The sequence below is a fragment of the Myceligenerans indicum genome (genome assembly GCF_016742955.1).
Classification (GTDB): domain Bacteria; phylum Actinomycetota; class Actinomycetes; order Actinomycetales; family Cellulomonadaceae; genus Myceligenerans; species Myceligenerans indicum.
On sequence record NZ_JABBYC010000010.1, the window covers coordinates 47,481 to 73,120 of the forward strand.

At 71.1% G+C, this 25,640-nt stretch carries 21 protein-coding genes; 4 read left to right on the top strand and 17 right to left on the bottom strand.

Going from position 1 to position 25,640, the window contains the following annotated elements:
* Positions 1-76: 76 nt before the first annotated feature.
* From tpiA to HGK34_RS08475, 4 genes are all read right to left on the bottom strand, one after another.
* The gene (gene tpiA, locus HGK34_RS08460; RefSeq protein ID WP_201846143.1) at positions 77-871 is read right to left on the bottom strand and encodes a triose-phosphate isomerase; all 795 of its coding nucleotides are present in this window, start codon (positions 869-871) and stop codon (positions 77-79) included.
* Positions 872-967: 96 nt separating this feature from the next.
* Positions 968-2,164, bottom strand: coding sequence for a phosphoglycerate kinase (locus HGK34_RS08465; protein ID WP_201846144.1), 1,197 nt, complete (start codon positions 2,162-2,164; stop codon positions 968-970).
* 155 nt (positions 2,165-2,319) lie between these two features.
* Positions 2,320-3,324: a type I glyceraldehyde-3-phosphate dehydrogenase gene (gap, locus tag HGK34_RS08470; protein WP_201846145.1), complete on the bottom strand. Its 1,005-nt coding sequence runs from the start codon at positions 3,322-3,324 to the stop codon at positions 2,320-2,322.
* A gap of 369 nt (positions 3,325-3,693) precedes the next feature.
* Positions 3,694-5,193, bottom strand: coding sequence for a cryptochrome/photolyase family protein (locus tag HGK34_RS08475; RefSeq protein ID WP_201846146.1), 1,500 nt, complete (start codon positions 5,191-5,193; stop codon positions 3,694-3,696).
* A gap of 198 nt (positions 5,194-5,391) precedes the next feature.
* Here HGK34_RS08475 and HGK34_RS08480 point away from each other — a divergent pair, with 198 nt between their 5' ends.
* A complete protein-coding gene (locus HGK34_RS08480; RefSeq protein ID WP_201846147.1) occupies positions 5,392-6,912 on the top strand; it encodes an SDR family oxidoreductase in 1,521 nt (506 codons plus the stop codon).
* Between the two features lie 24 nt (positions 6,913-6,936).
* On the opposite strand, the gene whiA is transcribed toward HGK34_RS08480, so the two are convergent.
* The 6 genes from whiA to HGK34_RS08510 all read right to left on the bottom strand — a co-directional run bounded on the left by whiA (position 6,937) and on the right by HGK34_RS08510 (position 13,360).
* Positions 6,937-7,917, bottom strand: a complete 981-nt coding sequence (gene whiA / locus HGK34_RS08485; RefSeq protein WP_201846148.1) for a DNA-binding protein WhiA — start codon at positions 7,915-7,917, stop codon at positions 6,937-6,939.
* 107 nt (positions 7,918-8,024) lie between these two features.
* Positions 8,025-9,005 (bottom strand): gluconeogenesis factor YvcK family protein, encoded by a 981-nt coding sequence (locus tag HGK34_RS08490; protein ID WP_201846149.1) that lies wholly within the window; start codon positions 9,003-9,005, stop codon positions 8,025-8,027.
* Positions 9,006-9,023: 18 nt separating this feature from the next.
* Complete coding sequence (gene rapZ / locus HGK34_RS08495; RefSeq protein WP_201846150.1) at positions 9,024-9,959, bottom strand: RNase adapter RapZ; 936 nt, start codon at positions 9,957-9,959, stop codon at positions 9,024-9,026.
* 27 nt (positions 9,960-9,986) lie between these two features.
* Positions 9,987-11,975, bottom strand: a complete 1,989-nt coding sequence (uvrC, locus tag HGK34_RS08500; RefSeq protein WP_201846151.1) for an excinuclease ABC subunit UvrC — start codon at positions 11,973-11,975, stop codon at positions 9,987-9,989.
* A 72-nt stretch (positions 11,976-12,047) separates the two neighbouring features.
* Positions 12,048-12,656 (bottom strand): dihydrofolate reductase family protein, encoded by a 609-nt coding sequence (locus HGK34_RS08505; RefSeq protein WP_201846152.1) that lies wholly within the window; start codon positions 12,654-12,656, stop codon positions 12,048-12,050.
* Positions 12,657-12,868: 212 nt separating this feature from the next.
* Complete coding sequence (locus tag HGK34_RS08510) at positions 12,869-13,360, bottom strand: OsmC family protein (protein WP_201846153.1); 492 nt, start codon at positions 13,358-13,360, stop codon at positions 12,869-12,871.
* Between the two features lie 298 nt (positions 13,361-13,658).
* Between HGK34_RS08510 and HGK34_RS08515 the strand changes: the two genes are divergently transcribed.
* On the top strand, positions 13,659-14,510 hold the full coding sequence (locus HGK34_RS08515) for an SMI1/KNR4 family protein (RefSeq protein WP_201846154.1): 852 nt from the start codon (positions 13,659-13,661) through the stop codon (positions 14,508-14,510).
* Between the two features lie 584 nt (positions 14,511-15,094).
* Positions 15,095-15,964: a hypothetical protein gene (locus tag HGK34_RS08520; protein ID WP_201846155.1), complete on the top strand. Its 870-nt coding sequence runs from the start codon at positions 15,095-15,097 to the stop codon at positions 15,962-15,964.
* A gap of 19 nt (positions 15,965-15,983) precedes the next feature.
* Here the strand turns inward: HGK34_RS08520 and uvrA are convergent, their stop codons facing one another.
* The 3 genes from uvrA to HGK34_RS08535 all read right to left on the bottom strand — a co-directional run bounded on the left by uvrA (position 15,984) and on the right by HGK34_RS08535 (position 19,757).
* A complete protein-coding gene (gene uvrA / locus HGK34_RS08525; RefSeq protein WP_201846156.1) occupies positions 15,984-18,926 on the bottom strand; it encodes an excinuclease ABC subunit UvrA in 2,943 nt (980 codons plus the stop codon).
* 75 nt (positions 18,927-19,001) lie between these two features.
* On the bottom strand, positions 19,002-19,307 hold the full coding sequence (locus tag HGK34_RS08530) for a YciI family protein (RefSeq protein ID WP_201846157.1): 306 nt from the start codon (positions 19,305-19,307) through the stop codon (positions 19,002-19,004).
* A gap of 213 nt (positions 19,308-19,520) precedes the next feature.
* Entirely contained in the window at positions 19,521-19,757 is a 237-nt protein-coding gene (locus HGK34_RS08535; RefSeq protein WP_201846158.1) for a hypothetical protein, read from the bottom strand.
* Positions 19,758-19,976: 219 nt separating this feature from the next.
* Here HGK34_RS08535 and HGK34_RS08540 point away from each other — a divergent pair, with 219 nt between their 5' ends.
* Positions 19,977-20,717 carry an MBL fold metallo-hydrolase gene (locus HGK34_RS08540; RefSeq protein ID WP_201846159.1) on the top strand — a complete coding sequence of 247 codons (741 nt, stop codon included), beginning with the start codon at positions 19,977-19,979 and terminating at the stop codon, positions 20,715-20,717.
* Between the two features lie 28 nt (positions 20,718-20,745).
* Here the strand turns inward: HGK34_RS08540 and HGK34_RS08545 are convergent, their stop codons facing one another.
* From HGK34_RS08545 to coaE, 4 genes are all read right to left on the bottom strand, one after another.
* Positions 20,746-21,759 (bottom strand): TerC/Alx family metal homeostasis membrane protein, encoded by a 1,014-nt coding sequence (locus tag HGK34_RS08545; RefSeq protein WP_201846160.1) that lies wholly within the window; start codon positions 21,757-21,759, stop codon positions 20,746-20,748.
* Between the two features lie 308 nt (positions 21,760-22,067).
* Positions 22,068-24,179 carry an excinuclease ABC subunit UvrB gene (gene uvrB / locus HGK34_RS08550; RefSeq protein ID WP_201846161.1) on the bottom strand — a complete coding sequence of 704 codons (2,112 nt, stop codon included), beginning with the start codon at positions 24,177-24,179 and terminating at the stop codon, positions 22,068-22,070.
* Between the two features lie 63 nt (positions 24,180-24,242).
* Entirely contained in the window at positions 24,243-24,905 is a 663-nt protein-coding gene (locus HGK34_RS08555; protein WP_201846162.1) for a pyroglutamyl-peptidase I, read from the bottom strand.
* On the bottom strand, positions 24,902-25,567 hold the full coding sequence (coaE, locus tag HGK34_RS08560) for a dephospho-CoA kinase (RefSeq protein WP_201846163.1): 666 nt from the start codon (positions 25,565-25,567) through the stop codon (positions 24,902-24,904). The genes HGK34_RS08555 and coaE overlap by 4 nt, the downstream gene beginning before the upstream one ends.
* Positions 25,568-25,640: the final 73 nt, after the last annotated feature.

Below are 25,640 nucleotides of genomic sequence, written 5' to 3' on the forward strand. Positions count from 1 at the left end.
TCGTTCACCGGGTCCGAGTGTCTCACACGACACCGCGGCCCGGTGCATCCGGGCCGGGGAGTGCGGGCACCTGCCCTCAGACCGTCACGTGCGACTGGTACCGCACGATCTTGCCGAACTCCTCGGGGTCGAGGCTGGCGCCGCCCACGAGCGCGCCGTCGACGTCGGGCTGCGACATGATCTGCGCGACGTTGCCGGACTTCACCGAGCCCCCGTACAGGACGCGCACGGCACCGGCCAGGTCGGCGTCGTACAGCTCGGCGAGGCGTGCACGGATGGCGCCGCAGACCTCCTGGGCGTCCTGCGGCGTGGCGACCTCGCCCGTGCCGATCGCCCAGACCGGCTCGTAGGCGATGACGACCTTCGCGGCCTGCTCGGCCGACAGGCCGTCCAGCGCCGCGTCGACCTGCGCCAGCGTGTAGGAGACCTGGTCGCCCGCCTTGCGCACGTCCAGCCCCTCCCCCACGCACAGGATCGGCGCGAGGCCGTTCTTCAGCGCGGCGGCCACCTTGGCGGCCACCAGCTCGTCGGACTCGGCGTGGTGCTGGCGGCGCTCGGAGTGACCGACGGCCACGTAGGTGCAGCCGAGCTTGGCCAGCATCGGGCCGGAGATCTCACCGGTGAAGGCGCCGGACTCGTGCTGCGACAGGTCCTGGCCGCCGTAGCGGATGTCGAGCTTGTCGGCGTCCACGAGGGTCTGCACGGAGCGCAGGTCGGTGAACGGCGGGAGCACCGCCACCTCGACCGCCGCGTAGTCGTGACGCGCGTCCTTCAGCGTCCACGCCAGCTTCTGGACCGTGCTGATCGCCTGCTGGTGGTCCAGGTTCATCTTCCAGTTGCCCGCCATGAGCGGCGTGCGGTTCTCTGCCATGGTTCCTCTTCACGTTCTGTCGATCGGACCGCGGGGTGCGGGCCCCGTCACGGGCCCGGCAGCCGACACCGGCGGCCGAGCCCGTCGAGACCCAGGTCAGGAAAGGACCGTCAGGCCCGGGAGCTCCTTGCCCTCGAGCAGTTCCAGGCTCGCGCCACCGCCCGTGGAGATGTGGCTGAAGCCCGCCTCGTCGAAGCCGAGCACGCGCACCGCTGCGGCCGAGTCGCCGCCGCCCACGATGGAGAACGCGCCCTTCGCGGTCGCGTCCACGATGCCCTGCGCGACGGCGGTGGTGCCGGCCGCGTAGTCGGCACGCTCGAACACGCCCATGGGGCCGTTCCAGGCGATGGTGCGGGTGTCGGCGAGCTTCGCGGCGAAGAGCTCGCCGGAGGCCGGGCCGATGTCCAGGCCGATCTTGTCCGCGGGGATGGCGTCAGCCGCCACCACGCCGGCCGGGGCCGGGGCGTCGAAGGCGTCCGCGACGACGATGTCGGTCGGCAGCACGATCTCCACGCCGTTCTCCTCGGCGGTGGCCAGGTACCCCTTGACGGTGTCGATCTGGTCCTTCTCCAGGAGCGAGGTCCCGACCTCCAGGCCCTTGGCCGCGAGGAAGGTGAACACCATGCCGCCGCCGATGAGCAGCCGGTCCGCCTTGGTGAGCAGGTTGGCGATCACGCCGAGCTTGTCGCTCACCTTCGAGCCGCCGAGCACGACGGCGTAGGGACGCTCCGGGTCGCCCGTCGCGCGGGACAGGGACTCGACCTCCTTGAGCACCAGCTCACCGGCCGCGGCCGGGAGGAGCTGCGCGACGTCGTACACGGACGCCTGCTTGCGGTGCACGACGCCGAAGCCGTCGGAGACGAACGCGTCCGCCAGTGCGGCGAGCTCACCGGCGAGCTGGGCACGCTCGGCGTCGTCCTTGGACGTCTCGCGCGCGTCGAAGCGCACGTTCTCCAGCAGGGCCACCTGACCGTCGGCGAGGTCGCCGACGACCTTCTGCGCGGACGGGCCGGTGACGTCCTCGGCGAGCGCGACCGGCGCCCCGAGGAGCTCACCGAGCCGTGCGGCGACGGGAGCGAGGGAGAACTCCGGCTTGGGCTCGCCCTTGGGGCGGCCGAGGTGGGCGGTCACGACGACGCGGGCACCGGCGTCGGCCAGGCGCCGCAGTGTGGGCAGCGCGGCGCGGATGCGGCCGTCGTCCGTGATGGTGGTGCCGTCGAGGGGGACGTTGAAGTCGGAGCGGACGAGCACGCGCTTGCCGCGCACCTCGCCCAGGGAGTCGATGGTCTTCATGGTGCTCAGAGCCCTTCTGACAGTGCGGGTTTCTCGCCGGACAGAACGCGACCCCGGGGGCCGCCACGGCCGGTGAACGGGCCTGCCGGGACCTCTTCGGTCCCGGCCGACCCGTTCACCGGCACGCGTCGCGGCCGCCCGGGGTCAGGAGCTCGTCAGAGCTTCTCGCCGACGAAGGTCGTCAGCGCGACGAGGCTGTTGCTGTAGCCCCACTCGTTGTCGTACCAGGAGACGACCTTGACCTGGTCGCCGATCACCTTGGTGAGCTTCGCGTCGAAGATGCTCTGGTGCGGGTCGGTGACGATGTCGCTCGAGACGATCTCGTCGTCGACGTACTCCAGGACACCCTTGAGCGTGCCCTCGGCCGCGGCCTTCACGGCGGCGTTGACCTCGTCCACCGTGACCTCCTTGGAGGCGGTGAAGGTGAGGTCCGTGGCCGAGCCGGTGATGATCGGCACGCGCACGGCGTAGCCGTCCAGCTTGCCCTTGAGCTCCGGCAGCACGAGCGACACGGCCTTGGCGGCACCGGTCGAGGTCGGCACCAGGTTCTGCGCGGCGGCGCGGGCACGGCGCAGGTCCTTGTGCGGGCCGTCCTGCAGGTTCTGGTCACCCGTGTAGGCGTGGATCGTGGTCATGAGGCCACGCTCGATACCGATCGAGTCGTTCAGGGCCTTCGCCAGCGGGGCGAGGCAGTTCGTGGTGCACGACGCGTTCGAGATGATGTGGTGCGACGCCGGGTCGTACTGCTCGTTGTTGACGCCCATGACGAACGTGGCGTCCTCGTTCTTGGCCGGGGCCGAGATGATGACCTTCTTGGCACCGCCGTCGATGTGCGCCTTGGCCTTCGTGGCGTCCGTGAAGAAGCCCGTGGACTCGATCACGATGTCCGCGCCCAGCTCCGCCCAGGGCAGGTTCGCCGGGTCGCGCTCGGCGAGCGCACGGATCTTCTTGCCGTCCACGATGATGTTCTCGTCGTCGAAGTCGACCGACTGCGGGAACCGGCCCAGCACGGTGTCGTACTTGAGCAGATGGGCGAGCGTCTTGTTGTCGGTCAGGTCGTTGACCCCGACGACCTCGATGTCCGCCCCCGACGCGACGAGCGCGCGGTAGAAGTTACGTCCGATGCGGCCGAAGCCGTTGATGCCGACGCGGATGGTCACGATGCCCTCCTCAGGCGCGCCGGCGTTCCCGACGCACACGGTTCGAATTCCTTGCGGGCTCCACCGCGCCCTGCCTGGGTGGGGCCTGACGGGCGGTGCCGTTGTCCAGTGGTCGGCGCGATGCCGCTGCTCGGCGGCGCCCTCCAACGAGGGCAGGTGGTGACCCGGCCCGAAACGTGGAGGTCACACCGTCGTCACCTGACGCGACCGAGCCTATACCCGAAGCGGGAACACGCGTGACCCGAGCCGGACTACCTGAGACGCGCTGTTTTGTCGGATCTCACAGATCGGGCCGTCACGAGGGCCTCGAAGACTGTGGAAAGCGCTCGCCGCCGTGCGGTCGGCGGTCCCCTCGCGCTCGCGGCAGGCTCATCCCGGTCGCCGGCCCGGTGCGGCCCGGCCGCTCCGGGCCGCCTTGACGGCCTCGTAGCGTTCCAGAGCCACGGCACGTTCGTGCTGGTGGTCCACGACAGGTGCAGGATAACCGCCGGGCGGGCCCTCCGGCAGTCTCCAGGGCTGATGCACGGCCCTGCCCGGCACGCCGGCAAGCTCCGGGACATAGGTGCGGACGTAGTTCCCCTCGGGGTCGAACCGCTCGCCCTGCAGGACCGGATTGAACACCCGGAAGTACGGTGCGGCGTCGGTCCCGCTGCCGGCCACCCACTGCCAGCCGTGCTGGTTGGACGCGAGATCGCCGTCGACCAGCCGGCGCATGAAGTGCCGCGCTCCCCACCACCACGGCAGGTGCAGATCCTTGACCAGGAAGGACGCCGTGATCATGCGCACCCGGTTGTGCATCCAGCCCTCGGCCAGGAGCTGGCGCATGCCGGCGTCGACGACAGGGAAGCCGGTGCGCCCCTCCCTCCAGGCGGCGAACAGGACTTCGGCGTCACGCCCGCCGTCGGTGGCCATGCCGTCGAACGCGGGGTCGTAGTTGCGGCGGGCGGAGTCCGGCCGCTGGTCCAGGACATCGGCGTAGAACTCGCGCCAGGCGAGCTCGCCGCGGAAGGACCGCGCACCCTCGGAGCCGTCGCCGGCGAGGTCGGCAAGCAGGGTGCGCGGATGCACGCAGCCGTACTTCAGGTAGACGGACATCCGCGAGGTGCCAGGCCTGTCCGGCCGGTCGCGGCCGTCGGCGTAGCCGCTCAGCCCGTGATCCAGGAAGTCCCGCCACCGGTCCCGGGCAGCGGCCTCGCCGGGCTCGGGGAGGTCCGCGACGACGTCCGGCCCGGCCGGCACCGGGGCCGGCCGGGCCCGCACCGTGGCGGGGTCGATCCAGTCCAGGAACCCCGCGTCCGTGCGGGCCGGAGCACGCCAGCCGTGGTCGGCCCACGCCCGGCGGAAGGGCGTGAAGACGCGGTAGCGGCCGCCGTCCCCCGACCGCACCCGCCCCGGCGCCACGGCGTAGGGGGAACCCGTGCGCACCAGGGTGGCCCCCCGGGCCGCGAGGGCCTGCTCCACCTCGCGGTCCCGGGAGGATCCGTAGGGCCCGAAGTCCGCGGCGACGTGGACCTCGCCGGCCCCGGCCGCGTCGGCCACGAGCGGGACGGCCTGGGCCGGGTCGCCCTCCACGACCAGGAGCCGCCCGCCCAGGCTCTCGTCCAGGGCACGCAGGCAGCCGAACAGGAACCACTTGCGCGCGTCGCCGGACGGCCGCAGGAGCCGCGGGTCGAGGACGAACAGGGCAAGCGCGCGAGCTCCCTGGCCCGCCGCCAGGAACGTCGGCTGGTCGGCCACCCTCAGGTCGCGGCGGAACCAGATCACCACCGGTGCCGCGCTCGTCGGACCGCCGGGCCCGGGGCTGCGGAGCGCGCGCACCGGAACCGGACGGATGCGGCCGCCCGGGCCGGGGACGGGGATCTCGGTCATGGCAATCACTCAACTCCCACCCGTGTCCGCCTCGGCGGCGAAGCCCCCTCCCGCCACCGTGCCGACGCCGGATCCGGCCTGCGGGGTCCGCCGGACTCACGGAAAGCCGTTTCGGGGGGCGACCACGCGGCATGATTGTCTAGCCTGTCTAGTAGGTTCCTGAGCTTACCGAATGGGACGGAAGGCGGTGCGGTCGCCATGACCCTTGTCCTCGTGACCGGAGCGACCGGGTACATCGGCGGGCGGCTGGTACCCGAGCTCCTGGCCGCCGGGTACGACGTGCGGGTGCTGGCCCGGCACGCAGAGAGGATCGCCTCACGCGACTGGTCCCGCGACGTGGAGGTGATCTGCGGGGACGCGACGTCGCGCGCGGACCTGCGCCGTGCGCTGGACGGCGTGGACGTCGCCTACTACCTGATCCACGCCCTGGGCGGCGGCCCGGGGTTCGAGGAGCGGGACCGCAGCACGGCGCGCGGGTTCGCCGTCGTCGCCCGGGAGCTGGAGGTGGGTCGCGTCGTCTACCTCGGCGGGCTGTACCCGCGCGGTGAACGCCTGTCCCCGCACCTGGAGTCGCGCCGGGAGGTGGAGGAGATCCTGCTCGACGGCGGCGCACCGACGGTGGTGCTGCGCGCCGCCGTCATCCTCGGTTCCGGGAGCGCGTCCTTCGAGATGATGCGCTACCTCACCGAGCGCCTGCCCGCGATGGTGGCACCCCGGTGGATCGAGAACCGCATCCAGCCCATCGCGGTGCGCGACGTGCTCCACTACCTCGTGGGCGCGGCGAGCGTCCCCGCCACGGTCAGCCGGGGCTTCGACATCGGCGGGCCGGACGTGCTCACCTACCGCGAGATGATGCAGGGCTACGCCGCCGCCGCGGGACTGCACCACCGCCTGATCCGCGCCGTCCCGGTACTGACACCCCGGCTGGCCAGCCTGTGGGTCGGCCTGGTCACGCCCGTACCCCCGGCGATCGCACGGCCGCTGGTGGGTTCCCTGGTGCACGAGGTGGTCGCCCAGGAGGACGACATCAAGCAGTACGTGCCCGACCCTCCCGGCGGGCTCACGGACTTCGCCACGGCGGTCTCGCTGGCCCTGAAACGGATCCGGGAACTGGACGTGCGCACCAGCTGGGTCTCCGCGTCCACTCCCGGCGCCCCGTCCGACCCGTTGCCCGACGACCCGGACTGGGCCGGCGGCAGCCTGCTCGTCGACGACAGGTCGAGCACGGTGGACACCACCCGCGAGGCGCTCTGGGCCGTCGTCGAGGGAATCGGCGGGGCGAACGGCTGGTACTCCTGGCGGCTGGGCTGGGTGGCCAGGGGTGTCATGGACCGCCTCTTCGGCGGGCCCGGGCTGCGCCGCGGCCGGCGTCATCCGCACCACCTCGCCCCGGGCGACGCGCTCGACTGGTGGCGGGTGGAGAAGATCGTGCCGGGCCGCCTGCTGCGGCTGCGCGCCGAGCTGCGCCTGCCGGGCCTGGCCTGGCTGGAACTGTCCGTGGAGGGCGAGCCCGGGGAGCGTCCGACCTTCCGGCAGCGTGCGATCTTCTCCCCGCGCGGCCTTCCCGGGCAGCTCTACTGGTGGGCCATCAGCCCGTTCCACGCCGTGGTCTTCGGCGGGATGCAGCGCAACATCGCCCGCGCCGCCGAACAGGACGGACAGGCGGCCGGGGGCGACACCCGTGCTTCCGGCCGGGAAGGACCGGGAGCACCGCGCTGAGCGGCCCGGGAGCGCCGTGGCCCGTCAGATGTCCAGGAGGTCCGGGCTGAGCCCGGCTTCGGTGTCCGGGAGCCCCAGCTCCATGGCGCGTTTGTCCGCGGTGGACAGCAGGCGGCGGATGCGGCCCGCCACGGCGTCCTTGGACAGCTGCGGGTCGGCCAGTCGGCCCAGCTCCTCCAACGAGGCCTGCTTGTGCGCGAGGCGCAGCTCCCCGGCCTGCCTCAGGTGATCCGGCACCTCGTCACCGAGGATCTCGAAGGCCCGCTGCACCCGGGCACCGGCAGCGACCGCGGCCCGGGCAGAACGACGCAGGTTGGCGTCGTCGAAGTTGGCCAGGCGGTTCGCCGTGCCACGCACCTCGCGCCGCGCCCGCCGCTCCTCCCACACGGTCAGCGTCTCGGGAGCACCGATCCTGCGCAGCATCGTGGCGATGGCGTCACCGTCCCGGATCACCACCCGGTCGATCCCGCGAACCTCGCGCGACTTGGCAGGCACCCCCAGGCGGCGCGCCGCGCCGACCAGCGCGAGCGCCGCCTCCGGCCCCGGGCTGGTGACCTCCAGCGACATGGACCGGCCAGGCTCCGTCAGCGACCCGTGCGCCAGGAACGCCCCACGCCACACGGACTCGGCCTCCGCGACGCCCGAGGACACCACTTCCGGCGCGAGTCCTCGAACCGGCCGGCCCCGTCCGTCGAGCAGGCCCGTCTGCCGGGCCAGCGACTCGCCGTCGCGCACCACCCGGACCACGAACCGCGACGACTTGCGGATACCACCCGCCTGGACCACGATCAGCTCGCTGGTGTGCCCGTACAGCTCCTGGATCGCCTGGCGCAGCCTCGTGGCGGCGGACTCGTTGTCCAGCTCGGCCTCGATCACGACCCGGCCCGAGATGATGTGCAGCCCACCGGAGAACCGCAGCGTCGCGGACACCTCGGCCTTGCGGCACGATGTCTTCGCCACCCGCACCCGTGCGAGCTCCTCCTTGACCTGTCCCGTGAGCGCCATGGCCGCCATCCTGCCACGGACCCGGGCTCTTGCCATCGGGAGAATCGCGGAGGGCCGCGTGAAATGTCCCGGCGTGTTGCGACGGCCACACTCTAGGCGTCCGTGAGCTAGACGTCTCCGAAAACGTCTTCGAACACGTCCCGATAGGCAGCCGCCAACCGCAGCGCGTCGTGGCGAGCCGTCCCGTCGCCGCGACGCACCTGACGCATCAGCAGCTTGGCGCCCATGCATCCGGCGGCAGCCTGCAGCTCGGACACGTCCTCGACCACCGACGGATCGGCCACCACCGCGTCGATCCTCAGACCGGGCGCGTGCCTGTGCAGGGCCTCCAGGTGGTCGACCGCCGTCAGCCCCGCCGTCTCCCCCCGTTCCGCGGACAGGTTCAGGGTCACGCACCTGCGAGCCGAGGTGTCGTGCAGCGCCTGCGCCAGGTCCGGCACCAGGAGATGGACCAGCACCGATGAGTACCAGGACCCCGGCCCCAGCACCACCCAGTCGGCCTCCATCACCGCCTCGACCGCTTCCTTGCTCGCCGGCGGGTCAGGCGGCAGCAGCCGGAGCTGCTCGATGCGTCCGTCGGTCACCGCGACACGGCTCTGGCCCACCACGGTCTCCACCTCCGGACGCCCCGGCCCGGTCTCGTGCGACGCCCGGCGCACGTCGGCCTCCACGACCAGAGGCACCGACGCCATCGGCAGCACCCGCCCGCGCGCGCCCAGGAGCTTGCCCACCCAGTCCAGGCCGGCAACGGGGTCACCCAGCAGCTCCCACAGGGCCACGATGAGCAGGTTGCCCACGGCATGGTTGTCGAGGTCTCCCTCGGACCGGAACCGGTGCTGCAGCATCGCGCTCCACGTCCGCCCCCACTCGGAGTCGTCGCACAGCGCGGCGAGCGCCATGCGAAGGTCTCCCGGTGGGAGCACGGCCAGCTCGTCACGCAGCCGGCCGGACGATCCGCCGTCGTCGGCCACCGTGACGACCGCGGTCAGCCGGTCGGACATGAGACGCAGGGCGGACAGCGAGGCCGACAGCCCGTGCCCTCCGCCGAGCGCCACGACCGCCGGGTTCTTGCTCCACTCTGGCCTCATCGGCACCTTCCTGCGCTCCTACTCACGTCCGAGATCGCGTGCCGTGACCCGTACGCGATGCCCGGCCGCGTGCAGGCGTTCCGCGATGGCATCAGCCATCGCGACCGAGCGGTGCTTGCCGCCCGTGCAGCCCACGGCGATCGTGGCGTAGCGCTTCTCCTCGTGGAGGTAGCCCGCGAGCACCGGTTCGAGTGCCGACGCGTACCGGTCCACGAACTCGAGCGCCCCGGGCCGGGCGAGCACGTACTCCCGCACCGGAGCATCGTGGCCGGTCAGGTGTCGCAGCTCGGTGATCCAGTAGGGGTTGGCCAGGAACCGTACGTCCACGACGTGGTCCGCGTCCAGGGGGATCCCGTACTTGAAGCCGAACGAGAGCAAAGTGATGCGAAGCGTCTCCTGGGAGGGGTCCGCGATGGCCCGCCGGATCTCGCGCGACAGGTCGTGCACCGACAGGTCGGAGGTGTCGATGGAGATGTCGGCGCGCTCCTTGATCGTGGCCAGGAGGGAGCGCTCGGCGCTGATGCCGTCGAGGATCCGGCCGTCGCCCTGCAGCGGGTGCGGGCGGCGCACCTGCTCGAAGCGCCGCACCAGCGCCTCGTCCGACGCGTCGAGGAACAGGATGCGGTAGGCGACGTCGCGCTCGCTCATGTGCGCGAGGACCTTGTCCAGCTCGCTGAAGAACTCGCGGCCGCGCACGTCGACGACGGCCGCGACGCAGTCGATCGTCGACCCCTTGCTCATCAGGTCCACCAGGGGAACGAGCATCATCGGCGGAAGGTTGTCCACCACGTACCAGTCCAGGTCCTCCAGCACGGCCGCGGCACGTGACCGGCCGGCGCCGGACATGCCCGTGATGATCAGGACCTCGGGCTGGGGATCGTCGGGAACGGAGGACGCTGCCGCGTCGATCGCCGCGATGCCCGACGGCGCGGTCGTCGGGGACGGTTCGTTCATGCCTCCAGCATGCCAGTCCCGGGGCCGCTACCGCCGTTCCGCCTCGCCGGAGGCCACCGCGTCCTCCCGTTCGCCCGACGGGGCGAGGGCGCGGACGACGGCGGTCGCCGTGGCCTCTCCCATGCCCCGGACGGTCGCGATCTCCTCGACGCTCGCGGCGCGCAGCTTCTTGACCGAGCCGAAGTGGGACAGGAGAGCCTTCTTGCGGGCGGGGCCGAGCCCCGGGACGTCGTCGAGGACGGAGGCGACCATGCCCTTGCTGCGGCGCTTGCGGTGGGCCTGGATCGCGAACCGGTGCGCCTCGTCCCGAACGCGTTGCAGCAGGTAGAGGCCTTCGGAGGAGCGCCGCAGGATGACCGGGTAGTCGTCGCCGGGCACCCAGATCTCCTCGAGGCGCTTGGCGAGCCCGCACAGGGCGACGTCCGTGACACCCAGCTCGGCGAGGGCACGTGCCGCGGCGGCGACCTGGGGTGGACCGCCGTCGACCACGACGAGGCTCGGCGGGTACGCGAACCGCTTGGTGTCCTCGGGCGGGGCGTCGTCGGGATCGATCTCGCCGGACGCGAGCTCGACGTCGCCGGACCTGAGCCGGTCGGCGAGGTAGCGCTTGAAGCGCCGGGTGATGACCTCGTGCATGGCGGCGGTGTCGTCGCGGGCGCCGTCGCCGTCGGGGCCGCGCACGCTGAACGTGCGGTACTCGCTCTTGCGCGGCAGGCCGTCCTCGAACACGACCATGGACGCCGACTGGTAGGTGCCGCCCGTGTGGGAGACGTCGTAGCACTCGATGCGCAGCGGGGCGCTGTCCAGGTCGAGCGCCTCCTGGATCTCCTGGAGCGCCTGGCTGCGCGTGGTGAGGTCGCCGGCACGCCGGGTCTTGTGCAGCACGAGGGAGTGCTCGGCGTTGCGCAGCACGGTGGCGGCGAGCTCCTTCTTGTCGCCGCGCTGCGGTACCCGCAGGTCGACGCGGGAGCCGCGCAGGCCGGTGAGCCATGCCGTGACCTGGCCCGGATCCGGCGGCATGACCGGGACCAGAACCTCCCGCGGGACGGCGTCGCGCACGGCCTCCCGGTCACCGTCCTCGGCCGCGCCGTAGACCTGCTGCAGCAGGTGCTCCACGAGCTCCGCGTCCGTGACGTCCTCGACCTTCTCCACGACCCAGCCGCGCTGCCCGCGGATACGCCCGCCGCGCACGTGGAACACCTGCACGGCCGCCTCGAGCTCGTCCCCCGCCAGGGCGAACACGTCCGCGTCGGTGCCGTCGCCGAGCACCACCGCGTTCTTCTCCGTGGCGCGGCGCAGCGCCTCGATGTCGTCACGCAGCTTCGCGGCGCGTTCGTACTCCATGGCCTGCGCGGCCTCGGTCATCTCGCTCGTCAGGCGCTTCTCGAAGCGCCTGGTCTCGCCGGCCATGAAGTCGCAGAAGTCCAGGGCCAGGTCCCGGTGGTCCTCGGGGCTGATCCGGCCCACGCACGGCGCCGAGCACTTGTCGATGTACCCCAGCAGGCAGGGCCGCCCCGAGCGTGCGGCACGCTGGTAGACGCCCGCCGAGCAGGTACGGATGGGAAACACCCGGAGCACCTGGTCCAGGGTCTCCCGGATCGCCCAGGCGTGGCCGTACGGTCCGAAGTACCGGGTGCCCTTGCGCTTGGCACCACGCATCACCTGTGCCCGCGGGATCTCCTCGCCCAGCGTCACGGCCAGGTACGGGTACGACTTGTCGTCCCGGTACTTCACGTTGAACCGCGGGTCGTACTGCTGGATCCACGTGTACTCCAGCGCGAGGGCCTCCACCTCCGTACCCACGACCGTCCATTCCACCGACGCGGCCGTGGTCACCATGGTCCGGGTGCGGTGATGGAGGTTCGCGAGGTCCTGGAAGTAGTTGGACAGGCGCTGACGCAGGTTCTTCGCCTTGCCCACGTAGATCACGCGCCCGTGCTCGTCACGGAAGCGGTACACGCCCGGAGAGGTGGGGATCTCGCCGGGCCGGGGACGGTAGGTGGCCGGATCTGCCATGCCCGCAACCTTAGGCCAGGTAGCTGACATCGGCTCCTGACCGGCGACGACGCACCGAGCCGGACGGACCTGTCAGCGGACGCGGTCGTAGGTCAGGCTGAGCTCTCCGGCCTCGCCCGCCTCCTGGCGGGCCAGGGACCACGTCGACGCGTCGAGCCCGTCGTCGAACAGCCGCGCCCCGCCGCCGACCACCTCGGGCACCAGCAGGATCTCCAGGCGGTCGATCTCGTCCGCGGCCAGGAGCGCCTTGATCACGCTGACGCTGCTGTTGACCAGGATGTCGCCGTCGCCGTTCTCCCGCAGCTGCGCGACGACGTCGGCGGCCGGGGCGTTCACGACCCGCGTGTTCTCCCACGGCGCTTCGCGCAACGTGGTCGACAGCACCACCTTCTCCGTCTCGACGAGCCACCGCGCGTAGGCGACGTCGCGAGGATCGGCACCCTCGGCGTCGATCACGGACGGCCAGAAGCCGAGGAAGCCCTCAGCGTTGGACCGGCCCAGCACGGCCGTCGTCGACGACGCCACGAACCGGGCCAGGTGGTCGCGCGCCACGTCGGTCGTCGCGTACGGGACGACCGCCGCCAGGTCGGCAGGCCCGCCCGGACCGTGGTAGCAGCCGTCGAGAGTCAGGCAGATGTTGGCGACGACCCGGCGGGCGGGCGTGGTGGACGATGCGTTCATGAGAGCCTCCTGAGATCAGGCCGCGGCACCCGGTGCGCCGCGCTCACCCCTGGGACGGAGCGTGGTGCGACTTCTCGACATCCGCACGGACATCGGTTCTCACCGGACCGAACGTCTGCCCGCCAACCGGGACGGACCGCTTGGACCCGCTGCCGCGGGGGAGCTTCCGTGGCGCGGCAGAGCCGACGGGACGGTCCTGCCCGCGCAGCGCCTCAGGCGTGGTGGGCCGCCGCGAGAGGCGCCGGCTCGACGAGCACGGGGAAGTTCACCGAGCGCGCGATGAAGCACATCGCGTGGGCCTTGTGGTGCAGGGCGGCGATCTGTTCGTCGGTGGCGAGCTCACCGCCGTCGACCACGATGCGGGGGTGGAGCGTGATGTCGGTGAACTGGCCCTCCCCGCGCGACTCGACGCGCATCGTCCCGGTCGCGGAGTCCGTGTACTCACGCACCACGAGCCCGCTGGACGCGGCCAGGTGCAGGAACCACAGCATGTGGCACTGGCTCAGGCTCGCCACGAACAGTTCCTCCGGGCTGTACCGCCCCGGGTCGCCGCGGAACGCGGGGTCCGCCGTGCCGGGCAGCGCCGGCTTGTGCGGCAGCACCACGTCATGGTCGCGCGAGTAGGCGGTGTACGACGACGTCCCCGTCTCCCCCGCGCCGGTCCAGGTCACCTCGACGGCATAGTCATGCGTGGCTCCACTCATGGCGCTCACGATATCCGGAGGGTGTGACGCAGGCCATGGCTGCGACGTACCGTGCTCGTGTCGCGCCAAGCGCCCTCGTGTCGGTGTCGCCGACTACTTTCGCCCGGGTGACATTCTCACTCCTCGACTTCCACGTCTGGCACCGAAACGATGGCATCGTCGTGCGAAAGCCGGTGTCGTGCCGGAACCGTACCGGCGTCGCGCCGTTCCACCGCCTTGCGACCATCCGCGCGCCGAGAACGATCCGGGTGATCTCGCCGGCCTGCTCAGGGCACGCGGCGAAGCCACCCGCCCCGGCATGACCGATCACGAGCTCGGCCTGGCGGAGGAGCGCCTCGGTGTCACACTCCCACCTGAACTGCGCACGCTGTACCGAACGGTCGCCGACGGCTTCGTCCGGTGCGACGGCTGGCCGGGCTTCCACGTGGTCCCGCTCGACGACCCGGAACGCGACATGCCGCGCTGGCGCTGGTGCAGCGGAGGACGCCTGTCGTTGACCGCAGCACGCACCGGCCCGGACAGCCATGTGCAGGCGCTGTCCGATCCCGCCGAATGGGTGCTGTTCGGATCGGCGGACGTCTGGAACATCTCCGTCGACCTGGCACCTGGACCACGAGGCACCGTGGGGCAGATCATCGCGTGGGACACCGCCGACGCCGACCAGCCGTTCGGCGCGGAGGTCTGGGCCGGCTCGCTGAGCCAACTCCTGCAGGCGAGGATCTCGAGTGATGACCTTGCGGCGGGTCTTCCGCGCACCTACGCCACGACGCTCCCGCCCTTGTTCGTCGACACCCACGCCACCTCCGGCGATGACCCGGCCGGGCCGATCTCTGCGGACCTTGAGGTCCTCACGGTCCGGCAGCGCCGGATGTCCCTCGCCGGACTGGCCGGCCACACCCGGCTCCGGACTCTCATCGCGCACCCCGGGATGGCGGACGGTCTCGAGGCCATCGGAACGATCCAGAGCCTGGAGTTCGTCAGCCTGGGCGCGGCCGAGTGGCATGACCTGCTCGACGCCGGCGCCGTCCCCCCGAACCTCCTTGCGGCTCGTGTGACGGCCGAGGTCGCCCCCGGCAGGCATCACGACCGCGCTCATGCCGCCGAGGCCCGCCTTCGTCAGCTCTGGGCGTCCGGGGCCGCGGCCCCATGATCGTCCGGGGTCGTCGCCGCTCGGCATGGCTGAGCCCGCCGGGCCGGTGGACCGCCGCGTGGGCCGGGCCGCCGAACCGGTGGAGTGCCGGGCGGGCCGGACCGCCGGACTGATGAAGTGCCGGACCGGTGGACTGCCGGACCGGTGGAACGACGCAGACCCGGCGTCCCGCGATCCCGCCTCACCGTGACGCACGTGAATCCGGTTCACCGACCGACCGCATCGAGACGTCCGCCCTGGCCAAGAGGCGGACACGTCACCAACTGTGCCGTTCGTCACACCGAGGCGCGCCGCCGGAACCTCCGGCACCGCGCTCCAGTCGTCCGCCCCGAGTACGGTCACACACGGGCCATGGTCACGCGGAGTCAATGAATCAGCCAGTTCTGCGTCTCACACCGCACACGGCGCGTTCAGCGCTTGGCATACTTTTTCTCCGCAACGCAGAGGTTGCGTAACACCAGCGAAACGCCTGGTGGGGAAGGATTTCACCTCCTGAATCAGCACGAAGGTCTAGGACCTCTTTGCCGGATATGCGAGTCTTAGCGGTAGCCACCCGCACACGGCAAACCCCAGGGGTGATTTCCGTGCCGACCAGCACAAACGCCACGGCCACCTACGATGACATCGCGCCGCTCATCTGCGTCACGAGACCGTACTACGCCCTTCAAGACCTTCACAGCACCAGGCCCGGCCGGGTCACCGCCACCGTTCCCATCGAGGCGTCACCAGGACGCCAGACCCAGGTCATCAGCGTCGGTGAGGTCGGACGCCATCTCGCCGTTCTCGGCCTGTCGGCGGCTGCCACGAGCAGCCCTGCCCCGGGCCGCCGTCACTACTACCTCGCGAGCCGCGCCGTGGGCCGGATGTACCCGGCCGGTGAGACGCCCGCGCCGGGCCCGCTGACCGGGACGGCCGTCGTCCAGGGCCAGAACCGCCGGCAGGTCGTCGCGCACACCGAGCTGCGCGACTCCGCCGGGGCCCTCATCGCCCGGATGGACGTGCAGTACCGGGTCATGCCCGCTGCGACGTTCCACCGCCTCATGGGGGCGCCCGGCGAGGCCGACGCCAAAGGGCCCGACAACCCGTACGCAAGCGCCATGCCCGTGCGCGACGTGTCCGTCCACGAGCAGTCGGGCAGCGCGAAACTCGACGTCACGGCAGAGATGTGCCGGGGTCACTTCGACGGCTTCCCGGCGCTGCCGGTGTCGATGGCCAGCTACGCCTCCTTCGACGTGTTCCACCGGGTGCTCGACGAACTGGCCGGGCCGGACGCCCGCTGGCGATGCGGCGCGTTCCGGCTGAAGGCCGACCATCTGGCCGCGGCCGGGCAGACCTGCACGGTCGACATCGAGCCGACCAAGCCCCGGCTCGGCGAGCAGGCGTTCAGCGGTACGGTTCGCACCGCCGAGCAGCGCACCGCGGCACGCATCTGGGTGGACTACGACCTGGTCTGAGGCACCCGGACCGCCCGCCTCACCCCGCGACGGCCGCCTTGCGCCGCCGCGCCCGGCTCTTCGCGGTCCCGGTGGCCCTGGCGGCCTTCGAGCCCCCGTTCTCGAGGGCGCCCACCGGCACCGTGCCGTCGAGGATCTCCGCGAGGAAGGTCCCGGTGTGCGACTCCGGCACCATGGACACGGTCTCCGGCGTGCCCTCGGCCACGACCGTCCCGCCCCCTGAGCCGCCCTCGGGACCCATGTCGACCACCCAGTCGGCGTTCTTCACGACGTCGAGGTTGTGCTCGATGACGATCACCGAGTTCCCCTTGTCCACCAGGGACTGGAGCACACCGAGCAGCTTGCGGATGTCCTCGAAGTGCAGGCCGGTCGTCGGCTCGTCGAGCACGTAGACGGTGCGGCCGGTGGACCGCTTCTGCAGTTCGGTCGCCAGCTTCACGCGCTGCGCCTCGCCACCCGAGAGCGTGGGGGCGGGCTGCCCGAGCCGGACGTACCCCAGGCCGACGTCGACCAGGGTCTTCATGAAGCGCGAGATCGCGGGGAACGCCTCGAAGAACTCCGCGGCCTCCTCGATCGGCATGTCGAGCACATCGGCCACGGTCTTGCCCTTGAAGTGCACCTCGAGCGTCTCGCGGTTGTACCGCGCCCCGTGGCACACCTCGCACGGCACATAGACGTCGGGGAGGAAGTTCATCTCGATCTTGATCGTGCCGTCACCGGTGCACGCCTCGCACCGGCCGCCCTTGACGTTGAACGAGAAGCGGCCCGGACCGTACCCGCGCACCTTCGCCTCGGTGGTCTCGGCGAACAGCTTGCGCACCCGGTCCCACACACCCGTGTAGGTGGCCGGGTTGGAGCGCGGTGTCCGCCCGATCGGCCCCTGGTCGACGTGGACGACCTTGTCCAGGTGGTCCATGCCCGTGACCCGGGTATGGCGGCCGGCCACCTGCCGCGCGCCGTTGAGCTCGTTCGCGAGCACGGTGTGCAGGATCGAGTTCACCAGCGTCGACTTGCCCGACCCGGACACGCCCGTGACCGCGGTGAACACCCCGAGGGGGAACGACACGTCGATGTCCCGCAGGTTGTTCTCACGCGCGCCGACCACCGTGAGCTCACGCGCCGGGTCCACCGGTCGGCGCACGGCGGGGACGGGGATCTCCCGCTGCCCCGACAGGTAGGCGCCCGTGACCGACTCGGCCGAGCCCAGCAGGCCTGCCAGGTCACCCGAGTGGACCACCCGTCCGCCGTGCTCCCCCGCGCCGGGGCCGACGTCGACGATCCAGTCCGCCGCGCGGATCGTGTCCTCGTCGTGCTCGACGACGATGAGCGTGTTTCCCAGGTCCCGCAGGCGGGTGAGCGTCTCGATGAGTCGCCTGTTGTCACGCTGGTGCAGGCCGATCGAGGGCTCGTCCAGCACGTACAGCACACCCACCAGCCCGGACCCGATCTGGGTCGCGAGACGGATTCGCTGCGCCTCGCCTCCGGACAGCGTGCCCGCGGGACGCTCCAGCGTGAGGTAGTGCAGCCCGACGTCGAGCAGGAAGCCGAGTCGCGCGTGGATCTCCTTGAGCACCTCGGCCGCGATCTGCCGCTCGCGTTCTCCCAGCTCCAGGCCCTTGAGGAACTCGGCCGCGGCCGCGATCGGGAGGCGGCACACCTCCGCGATGGACCGCCCGCCCACCTTCACGGCGAGCACCTCGGGCTTGAGGCGGGCGCCGTCGCACACGGGGCACGGCACCTCGCGCATGAACGCCTCGTACTTGTCCTTCGACCAGTCGGAGTCCGTCTCCCGGTGCCGCCTCTCCAGGAAGGTGATGACACCCTCGAACCCGGTCGAGTACTGCCGCTCACGGCCCCAGCGGTTGCGATAGCGCACGTGCACCTCGTGGTTGCGACCGTGCAGCACCGCCTCCCGCGCGCGCTGCGGCAGTGCACGCCACGGCGCGTCCATGTCGAACTTCAGCTCCTCGGCGAGCGCGGTCAGCACCCGCTCGAAGTACTCGCTGGACGTCTGCGCCCACGGGATGACCGCCCCGTCCCGCAGCGACTTCTCCTCGTCCGGCACGACGAGGTCCGGATCCACCTCCAGGCGGAAGCCGATCCCCGTGCACTCCGGGCACGCGCCGTAGGGGGCGTTGAAGGAGAAGGTGCGCGGCTCGATCTCGTCGAGCGCGAGCGGGTGGTCGTTGGGGCAGGAGCGCTTCTCGGAGTACTTGCGGAAGCGGTCGGGATCGTCCGCGTCGAGGTCGACCAGGTCGATCATCACGAGCCCGCCGGCCAGCCCCAGCGCCGTCTCCACGGAGTCGGTGAGCCGCCGCTGCACCCCCTCGCGCGCCACGAGGCGGTCCACGACCACCTCGATGTCGTGCTTGAGCTTCTTCTCGAGCGACGGGGGCTCGGCGAGCTGGACGACCTCCCCGTCGACCCGCGCGCGGGAGAAGCCCTTGGCGGTGAGCTCCTTGAACAGGTCGGCGTACTCGCCCTTGCGACCCCGCACCACCGGGGCGAGCACCTGGTACCGCGTCCCCTCGGGCAGCTCCAGCACGCGGTCCACGATCTGCTGCGGTGTCTGGGACCGGATCTCCTCACCGCACACCGGACAGTGCGGCGTACCCGCCCGGGAGAACAGGAGGCGCAGGTAGTCATAGACCTCGGTGATGGTCCCGACCGTCGACCGCGGGTTCCGGTTCGTGGACTTCTGGTCGATCGAGACCGCAGGGCTCAGCCCCTCGATGAAGTCGACGTCCGGCTTGTCCATCTGACCGAGGAACTGCCGCGCGTAGGCGCTCAGCGACTCGACGTAGCGACGCTGGCCCTCGGCGAAGATCGTGTCGAAGGCGAGCGAGGACTTCCCGGAGCCGGACAGCCCCGTGAAGACGATCAGCGCGTCCCTGGGGAGATCCAGGTCTGCGTTCTTGAGGTTGTGCTCACGCGCACCAGATACGACCAGCCGATTGCTCACCCGAGCATCCTAGGCCGAGAGTCTGACATTCGCACGCGTGTTCTACGCCACTCGGGAGGACGGTGTCGCGGGCCCTCAGGCGAAACCGCCGATCACCACCGTCCACTCACGCGCGGAACGCTCCGTGACCAGGCCCTGCGTCCAGAACGGGTCCCGGTCCAGGGCTGCGAGCGCCGCCTGCCGCGAGTCCGCCTCCACAACGAGAAGGGCTCCCGCCGGTGCCGCCGCGCCGCCCTCCGTTCCGGCCGCCGGCTGCGGCCCCGAGGCCAGCAGCGTCCCCTCCGCGCGCAGGCCGTGCAGGAACGCACGGTGGTCGGGGCGGTGTGCGTCCAGCGCGGCGTCGTCGTCGGCGTACACGTAGGTCACGGCGAAGGTCGTCATGCGGGCCATTGTGCCGGGTCCTGAGGGGCACCGGTGACCAGGCCGGGCGAGCGCCGGGAGAGAGCCCCGAGCAGGCCGCGTGGCCGGCCCGAGCAGGGCTCGGGGACGGCGACGGCGCCCGTCCCCGGGAGACTCCTGGGGACGGGCGCCGTCACCTCACGACGGCACGCCCGGGTCAGCCGGCGCGCGCCCGCGTGCGCGGGGGCCGGTGGCTCACGCGTCCGCCGCGGTCTCCGCCACCTCGGCGTGCGCCAGGGTCACGAGCGCCTGGGCGTGCACGGCGTGCTGCCACTTGCCCAGGTCACCGACGCTCTTGATCTTGAGCGCGGCGAGCGCCTCGTCGTGGTTGGGGCTCAGGCCGAGCAGCGCCGACGGCGGTGCGGCGAGGATCTCGTTGATGCTCTTGCCCCGGAAGTCCTTGTCGACGAGCTTGTCGAGGTTCAGGCTCACGAATGCCTGCCTTTCGTGGTTGTGGTGGTGTCTCCGGCCGGGTGCAACCCGACCGCCCGCAGGATGTCGTGATCCGCCCCGATTTGCAACATCCGCCGGATACCGGAGACCTGCCGTGAGGGCCGCACGGACGGGAACCGGCCACCGGGATCACGAAGATGGCACCGATAACAGCACCTCCAGGTGCGCGGACAACCGCAACCCTGGCAGACTCCCTCCATGGCGCCCTACACCGGTGATGTTGTCACGGGCTGTGACCCCGACGTCCGCCTGCTCGACGACGTGGCGATCCACAAGATGGCCGTCGGCCCGATGGACAACAACACCTATCTCCTGACCTGTCACGCGACCGGCGCGCAGCTGCTCATCGACGCGGCCGCCGACCCCCAGTCGCTCATGGACCTGATCGACATGTCCGAGGGCGACGGGCCGGGCGACGGCCCCCTGGACGCGGGCCCTCCGCTCGACCTGATCGTGACCACGCACCGGCACGCCGACCACCTGGGGGCGCTCTCCGACATGGTCGCCGTCACGGGTGCCCGAACCGTGGCCGGTGCGGACGATGCCGACGCCATCGCGCACGACGCCGGTACCCCCGTCGACATCACCGTGTCCGACGGCGACGACATCACCTTCGGCGAGATCACGCTCGGTGTGATCCAGCTGCGCGGGCACACGCCGGGCTCCATCGCGCTCGCCTACACCGAGCCCGACAACGTTTCCGAGTCCGGCGCCGTCGCCGGGCGCACCCACCTGTTCACCGGCGACGCGCTGTTCCCCGGGGGCGTGGGTAACACGCACGGCGACCCCGACCGCTTCGCGACCCTGCTGGGCGACGTCACGACCCGGATCTTCGACCGCTACCGCGACGACACCTGGATCTACCCGGGCCACGGCGTCGACACGACACTCGGCACGGAACGCCCGCACCTGGCCGAGTGGCGCGACCGGGGCTGGTGACGCCCGGGCGCCCCGGAAACCGGGGACGTCACTTGCCGGCGGACACCTCGGACTTCTCCGTACGTGACCCGTTCCGCGTGGACAGGAGGCTCGCCACGGTGCCGACGGTCAGCGACACGAGGATCACGGTGAGCGACAGCCAGATCGGCACCTCCGGCGCCCAGTCGTAGCCCTCGCCGCCGTTGACGAACGGCAGGTTGTTGGTGTGCAGGGCCTCGAGGACGAGCTTCACGCCGATGAAGCCCAGGACCGCCGCGAGCGCGTACGGCAGGTAGACCAGCCGGTCCATGAGGCTGCCCAGCAGGAAGTACAGCTGGCGCAGGCCCATCAGGGCGAACAGGTTCGTGGAGAACACGAGGAACGGGTCCTTCGTGACGCCGAAGATCGCGGGGATGGAGTCGAAGGCGAACAGCAGGTCCGTCGAGCCGATCGCGACGAAGACCACGAGCATCGGCGTGAAGACCTTCTTGCCGTCCACAACGGTGCGAACCTTGCTGCCGTCGTAGTGGTGGTCCAGCGGAAGCACGCGGCGCAGGCCCCGGATGAGCGCGTTCTCCCGGAAGTCCTCCTCGACCTCGTTGACCTCGTCCACCACGAGCTTGACCGCCGTGTACACGAGGAAGAGGCCGAACAGGTAGAAGATCGCCGTGAACCGCTCGATGATCGCCGCGCCCGCGAGGATGAAGGCGGCCCGGAAGACGAGCGCCATGATGATGCCCACCATCAGCACCCGCTGCTGCTGGAGCCGCGGGACGGCGAACCGGGCCATGATGATCACGAAGATGAACAGGTTGTCGACGCTCAGGGAGTACTCCATGAGCCAGCCCGTGTAGAACTCGGCGGCCGGCGTGGCACCCCCGACGCCCCACACCACGCCGCCGAACGCCAGCGCGAGCGCGATGTAGAAGGCCACCCAGATCGCGCTCTCGCGGGTGCTGGGAACGTGTGGGCGCCTCCCGACGACGAGCAGGTCGGCGATGAGGAGGGCGATCATCGCGCTCAGTGACACCGCTTCGAACCAGATGGGCAACTCGAGAGTCATCCGCGTTTCCTTTCACAGACTCCGCGGAGGCCCACGACGGGCCGTGCAACCTCCGGTACGTATTACAAAGCACCGGAGGTCTTCCTCGCCCGCAGGAGACCCCGACCTGGCCGGGGCCAGGTGGGACCGCCGTCGGACCGGCCCGCCCGGGGTAACGCCGTTGTCACCCGTACTGACGATCGAGCCGTTCTGAGGTACTCCCCTCCAACGCAGGAGAGTCTACGGCACACGAAGGGACGGCAGAAGGTGGGCGTGCTCACTCCCCCGCCGCCGTCACGCTCCCGGGCGCAGGGACGCCCGGCAGCCGGTCAGGCGGTCGCGGCCTGCATCTGCCGGAACTCCTTCTTCAGGCCGGAGATCTCGTCCCGCAGGCGCGCGGCCACCTCGAACTGCAGTTCCGCCGCCGCGCCGTGCATCTGGTCCGTGAGCTCCTGGATGAGTTCGGCCAGCTCGCCGGCCGCCGCGCCCGCGAGGCGGTTGCCGGTGACGGCGCCCTCCTTCGGCGTGCCCGGGAGCGGGGCCTTGCCGCGCCCGGAATCACCCCGTGCCTTCCGGTAGCCGCCGGCGAGCAGTTCCTGGGTGTCGATGTCCTCCCGCGCCAGCATGTCCGTGACGTCCGCGATCTTCTTGCGCAGCGGCGTGGGGTCGATGCCGTTCGCCTCGTTGTAGGCGACCTGCTTGGCCCGGCGGCGGTCGGTCTCGTCCAGCGCCTGCCGCATGGCCGGGGTGATCTTGTCCGCGTACATGTGCACCTGGCCGGACACGTTGCGGGCCGCGCGGCCGATGGTCTGGATCAGGGACCGCCCGGACCGCAGGAAGCCCTCCTTGTCCGCGTCCAGGATCGCGACCAGGGACACCTCCGGCAGGTCGAGGCCCTCTCGCAGCAGGTTGATGCCCACCAGCACGTCGAACTCACCCAGCCGCAGTTCACGGAGCAGCTCCACGCGGCGGAGCGTGTCAACCTCGGAGTGCAGGTACTGCACCCTGATCCCCCGCTCCAGGAAGTAGTCCGTGAGGTCCTCCGCCATCTTCTTCGTGAGCGTCGTGACCAGCACGCGCTCGTCCTTCTCCACCCGGTCACGGATCTCGCCGAGCAGGTCGTCGATCTGGCCCGTGGTGGGCTTGACCACCACCTGCGGGTCCACCAGACCCGTCGGGCGGATCACCTGCTCGACCACACCGTCCGAGAGCGCCTGCTCGTAGTCGCCCGGGGTCGCCGACAGGTACACCGTCTGACCGATCCGCTCGGTGAACTCCTCCCAGCGCAACGGGCGGTTGTCCATGGCGCTCGGCAGGCGGAAGCCGTGCTCCACCAGGGAACGCTTGCGCGACATGTCGCCCTCGAACATCGCGCCGATCTGCGGCACCGTCTGGTGCGACTCGTCGATGACCAGCAGGAAGTCCTCGGGGAAGTAGTCGAGCAGCGTGTTCGGCGCCGTGCCGGGCTCGCGCCCGTCGATGTGCATCGAGTAGTTCTCGATGCCGCTGCAGGTGCCGATCTGGCGCATCATCTCGATGTCGTAGGTGGTGCGCATGCGCAGCCGCTGCGCCTCCAGCAGCTTGTTCTGCCCCTCCAGCTCGGCGAGCCGCTCGGCGAGCTCGGCCTCGATCCCCGTGATCGCCCGCTCCATCCGCTCCGGACCGGCGACGTAGTGCGTGGCCGGGAAGAGGTAGACGCTCTGCTCGCTGCGCACCACCTCACCCGTGAGGGGGTGCAGCGTCTGGATGGCCTCGATCTCGTCGCCGAACATCTCGATGCGCACGGCGAGCTCCTCGTACACCGGGATGATCTCGACCGTGTCTCCCCGGACCCGGAAGGTACCGCGGGTGAACGCGGTGTCGTTCCGGGTGTACTGCATGGTGACGAACCTGCGCAGCAGCTCGTCGCGGTCCACCACGTCGCCGATGTCCAGCCGGACCATACGGTCGACGTACTCCTGCGGTGTGCCGAGCCCGTAGATGCACGACACCGACGCCACCACGACCACGTCCCGCCGCGTCAGCAGGGACGACGTCGCGCTGTGCCGCAGCCGTTCCACCTCGTCGTTGATCGAGGAGTCCTTCTCGATGTAGGTGTCCGACTGCGCGATGTACGCCTCGGGCTGGTAGTAGTCGTAGTAGGAGACGAAGTACTCCACCGCGTTGTTCGGCAGCAGCTCGCGGAACTCGCTCGTGAGCTGCGCGGCGAGCGTCTTGTTCGGCGCCATGATCAGCGTGGGCCGTTGCAGCTTCTCGATGAGCCACGCGGTCGTGGCGCTCTTGCCCGTTCCGGTGGCACCCAACAGGACGACGTCCTTCTCCCCTGCCTGGATGCGCTCGGTGAGCTCGGCGATGGCAGCCGGCTGGTCTCCGGCGGGCTGGTACTCGGAGACCACCTCGATGGGGGCGACGGTCCGCTGCAGATCGGTGACGGGGCGCATGGTCCTACGGTAGTTCGACTGTCTGACATTCGACCGTCCGGCAACGGCGGGCGGGCCGATGTCTCAGTTCTCGGCTCCCGCTGCCGCCGCCGTCCTCTGTTCCTCCCCGCGTGCCGCGGCCAGGGACGTGGTCAGCACGATCCGCAGTGCGGCGGCCAGAGTCTCCAGCGGGAGTCCGGGATCGTCGTCCGCCGCCTCCTCCGTCGTCCGCGGCACGTGCACGAACCCCGTCACCCCGTCACCGAACGCGTCACGCAGGGCGTAGAACAACGCGTTGCACACGAAGGTACCGGCGGTGTTGGAGACCGCGGCCGGGACACCGGCGTCGTGCAGGGCGGCCAGCGCCGCCTTCACGGGGAGCCCGGTGAAGTGCGCTGCGGGCCCCGCCTCGACGAGGGGCTCGTCGGCCGGCACCTGGCCGGCGTTGTCGGGGATCCGCGCGTCGGCCACGTTGATCGCGACGCGCTCCAGACGGACGAGGCTCGTCCGTGCGGCGAGCCCGACACCGAACACCACGTCGTACGGTGCGCCTGCCTCGCTCGCGGCCAGGACCGCCGACCGGACCGGTGCGAAGGCCCCGCCGAACGTGACGGGCAGCAGCAGCGTGTCCAGGACGGCGCCCTCGGCCGACGCGTCCCAGCCCGCCGCGAGCCGGGCCACCGCCTCGGCCGACGCGTTGACCTGGTCCCCGCCGAACGGCTCGAAGGCCGTGACGAGCGCCCTCACGCCCCGGCCGCCCGTCTGTCGTGCAGTGCCACGTCCTCGGCCTCCGCCTCGGCCTCCTGCGCGACCTCGCGCCGCACCCGCTGCCACAGGGCGTCGATCTGAGCGTTCAGCTCGTCCTCCGTCCCCGAGCCGTCGAGCACCACGTCGGCCGCGGCGAGCCGGTCCTCGTCACGAGCCTGTGCGGCGATGCGGCCCCGCGCCTCCTCCGGCGCCATGCCGCGCCCCTCGACCAGCCGTTCGAGCCGCTGCTCGGCAGGAGCGTGGACCACGACGACGAGATGGAACGCGTCCGCCTGCCCGGTCTCGACGAGCAAGGGGATGTCGTGCACGACGACGGCTTGCGGGTCTCGTGCCGCCGCTTCCGCCTCGTGCTCGGCGGACAGGCGCCGCACCTCCGGGTGCACGATCGCGTTGAGCCGCTCGCGTGCCTCGTCGTCGGCGAACACGAGCCGTCCGAGCGCGGGCCGGTCGAGCTCGCCGCCGGACCCGATCACCCCGGTGCCGAAGGCCTCGGCGATCTCCTCGAGACCCACCGATCCAGGGGCGACGGCGGCGCGGGCGAGCTGGTCGTGGTCGACGACGACGGCGCCGAGATCGGCGAGGCGACGTGTGGCGACCGACTTGCCGGCGGCGATCCCGCCGGTGAGGCCGATTCGGAACATAGCCCTATCCTGCCTCACACGCCGAAGGTCTGCCCCAGTTGGGTGATCGGTCACGTTATGACCTGTCGCGCGC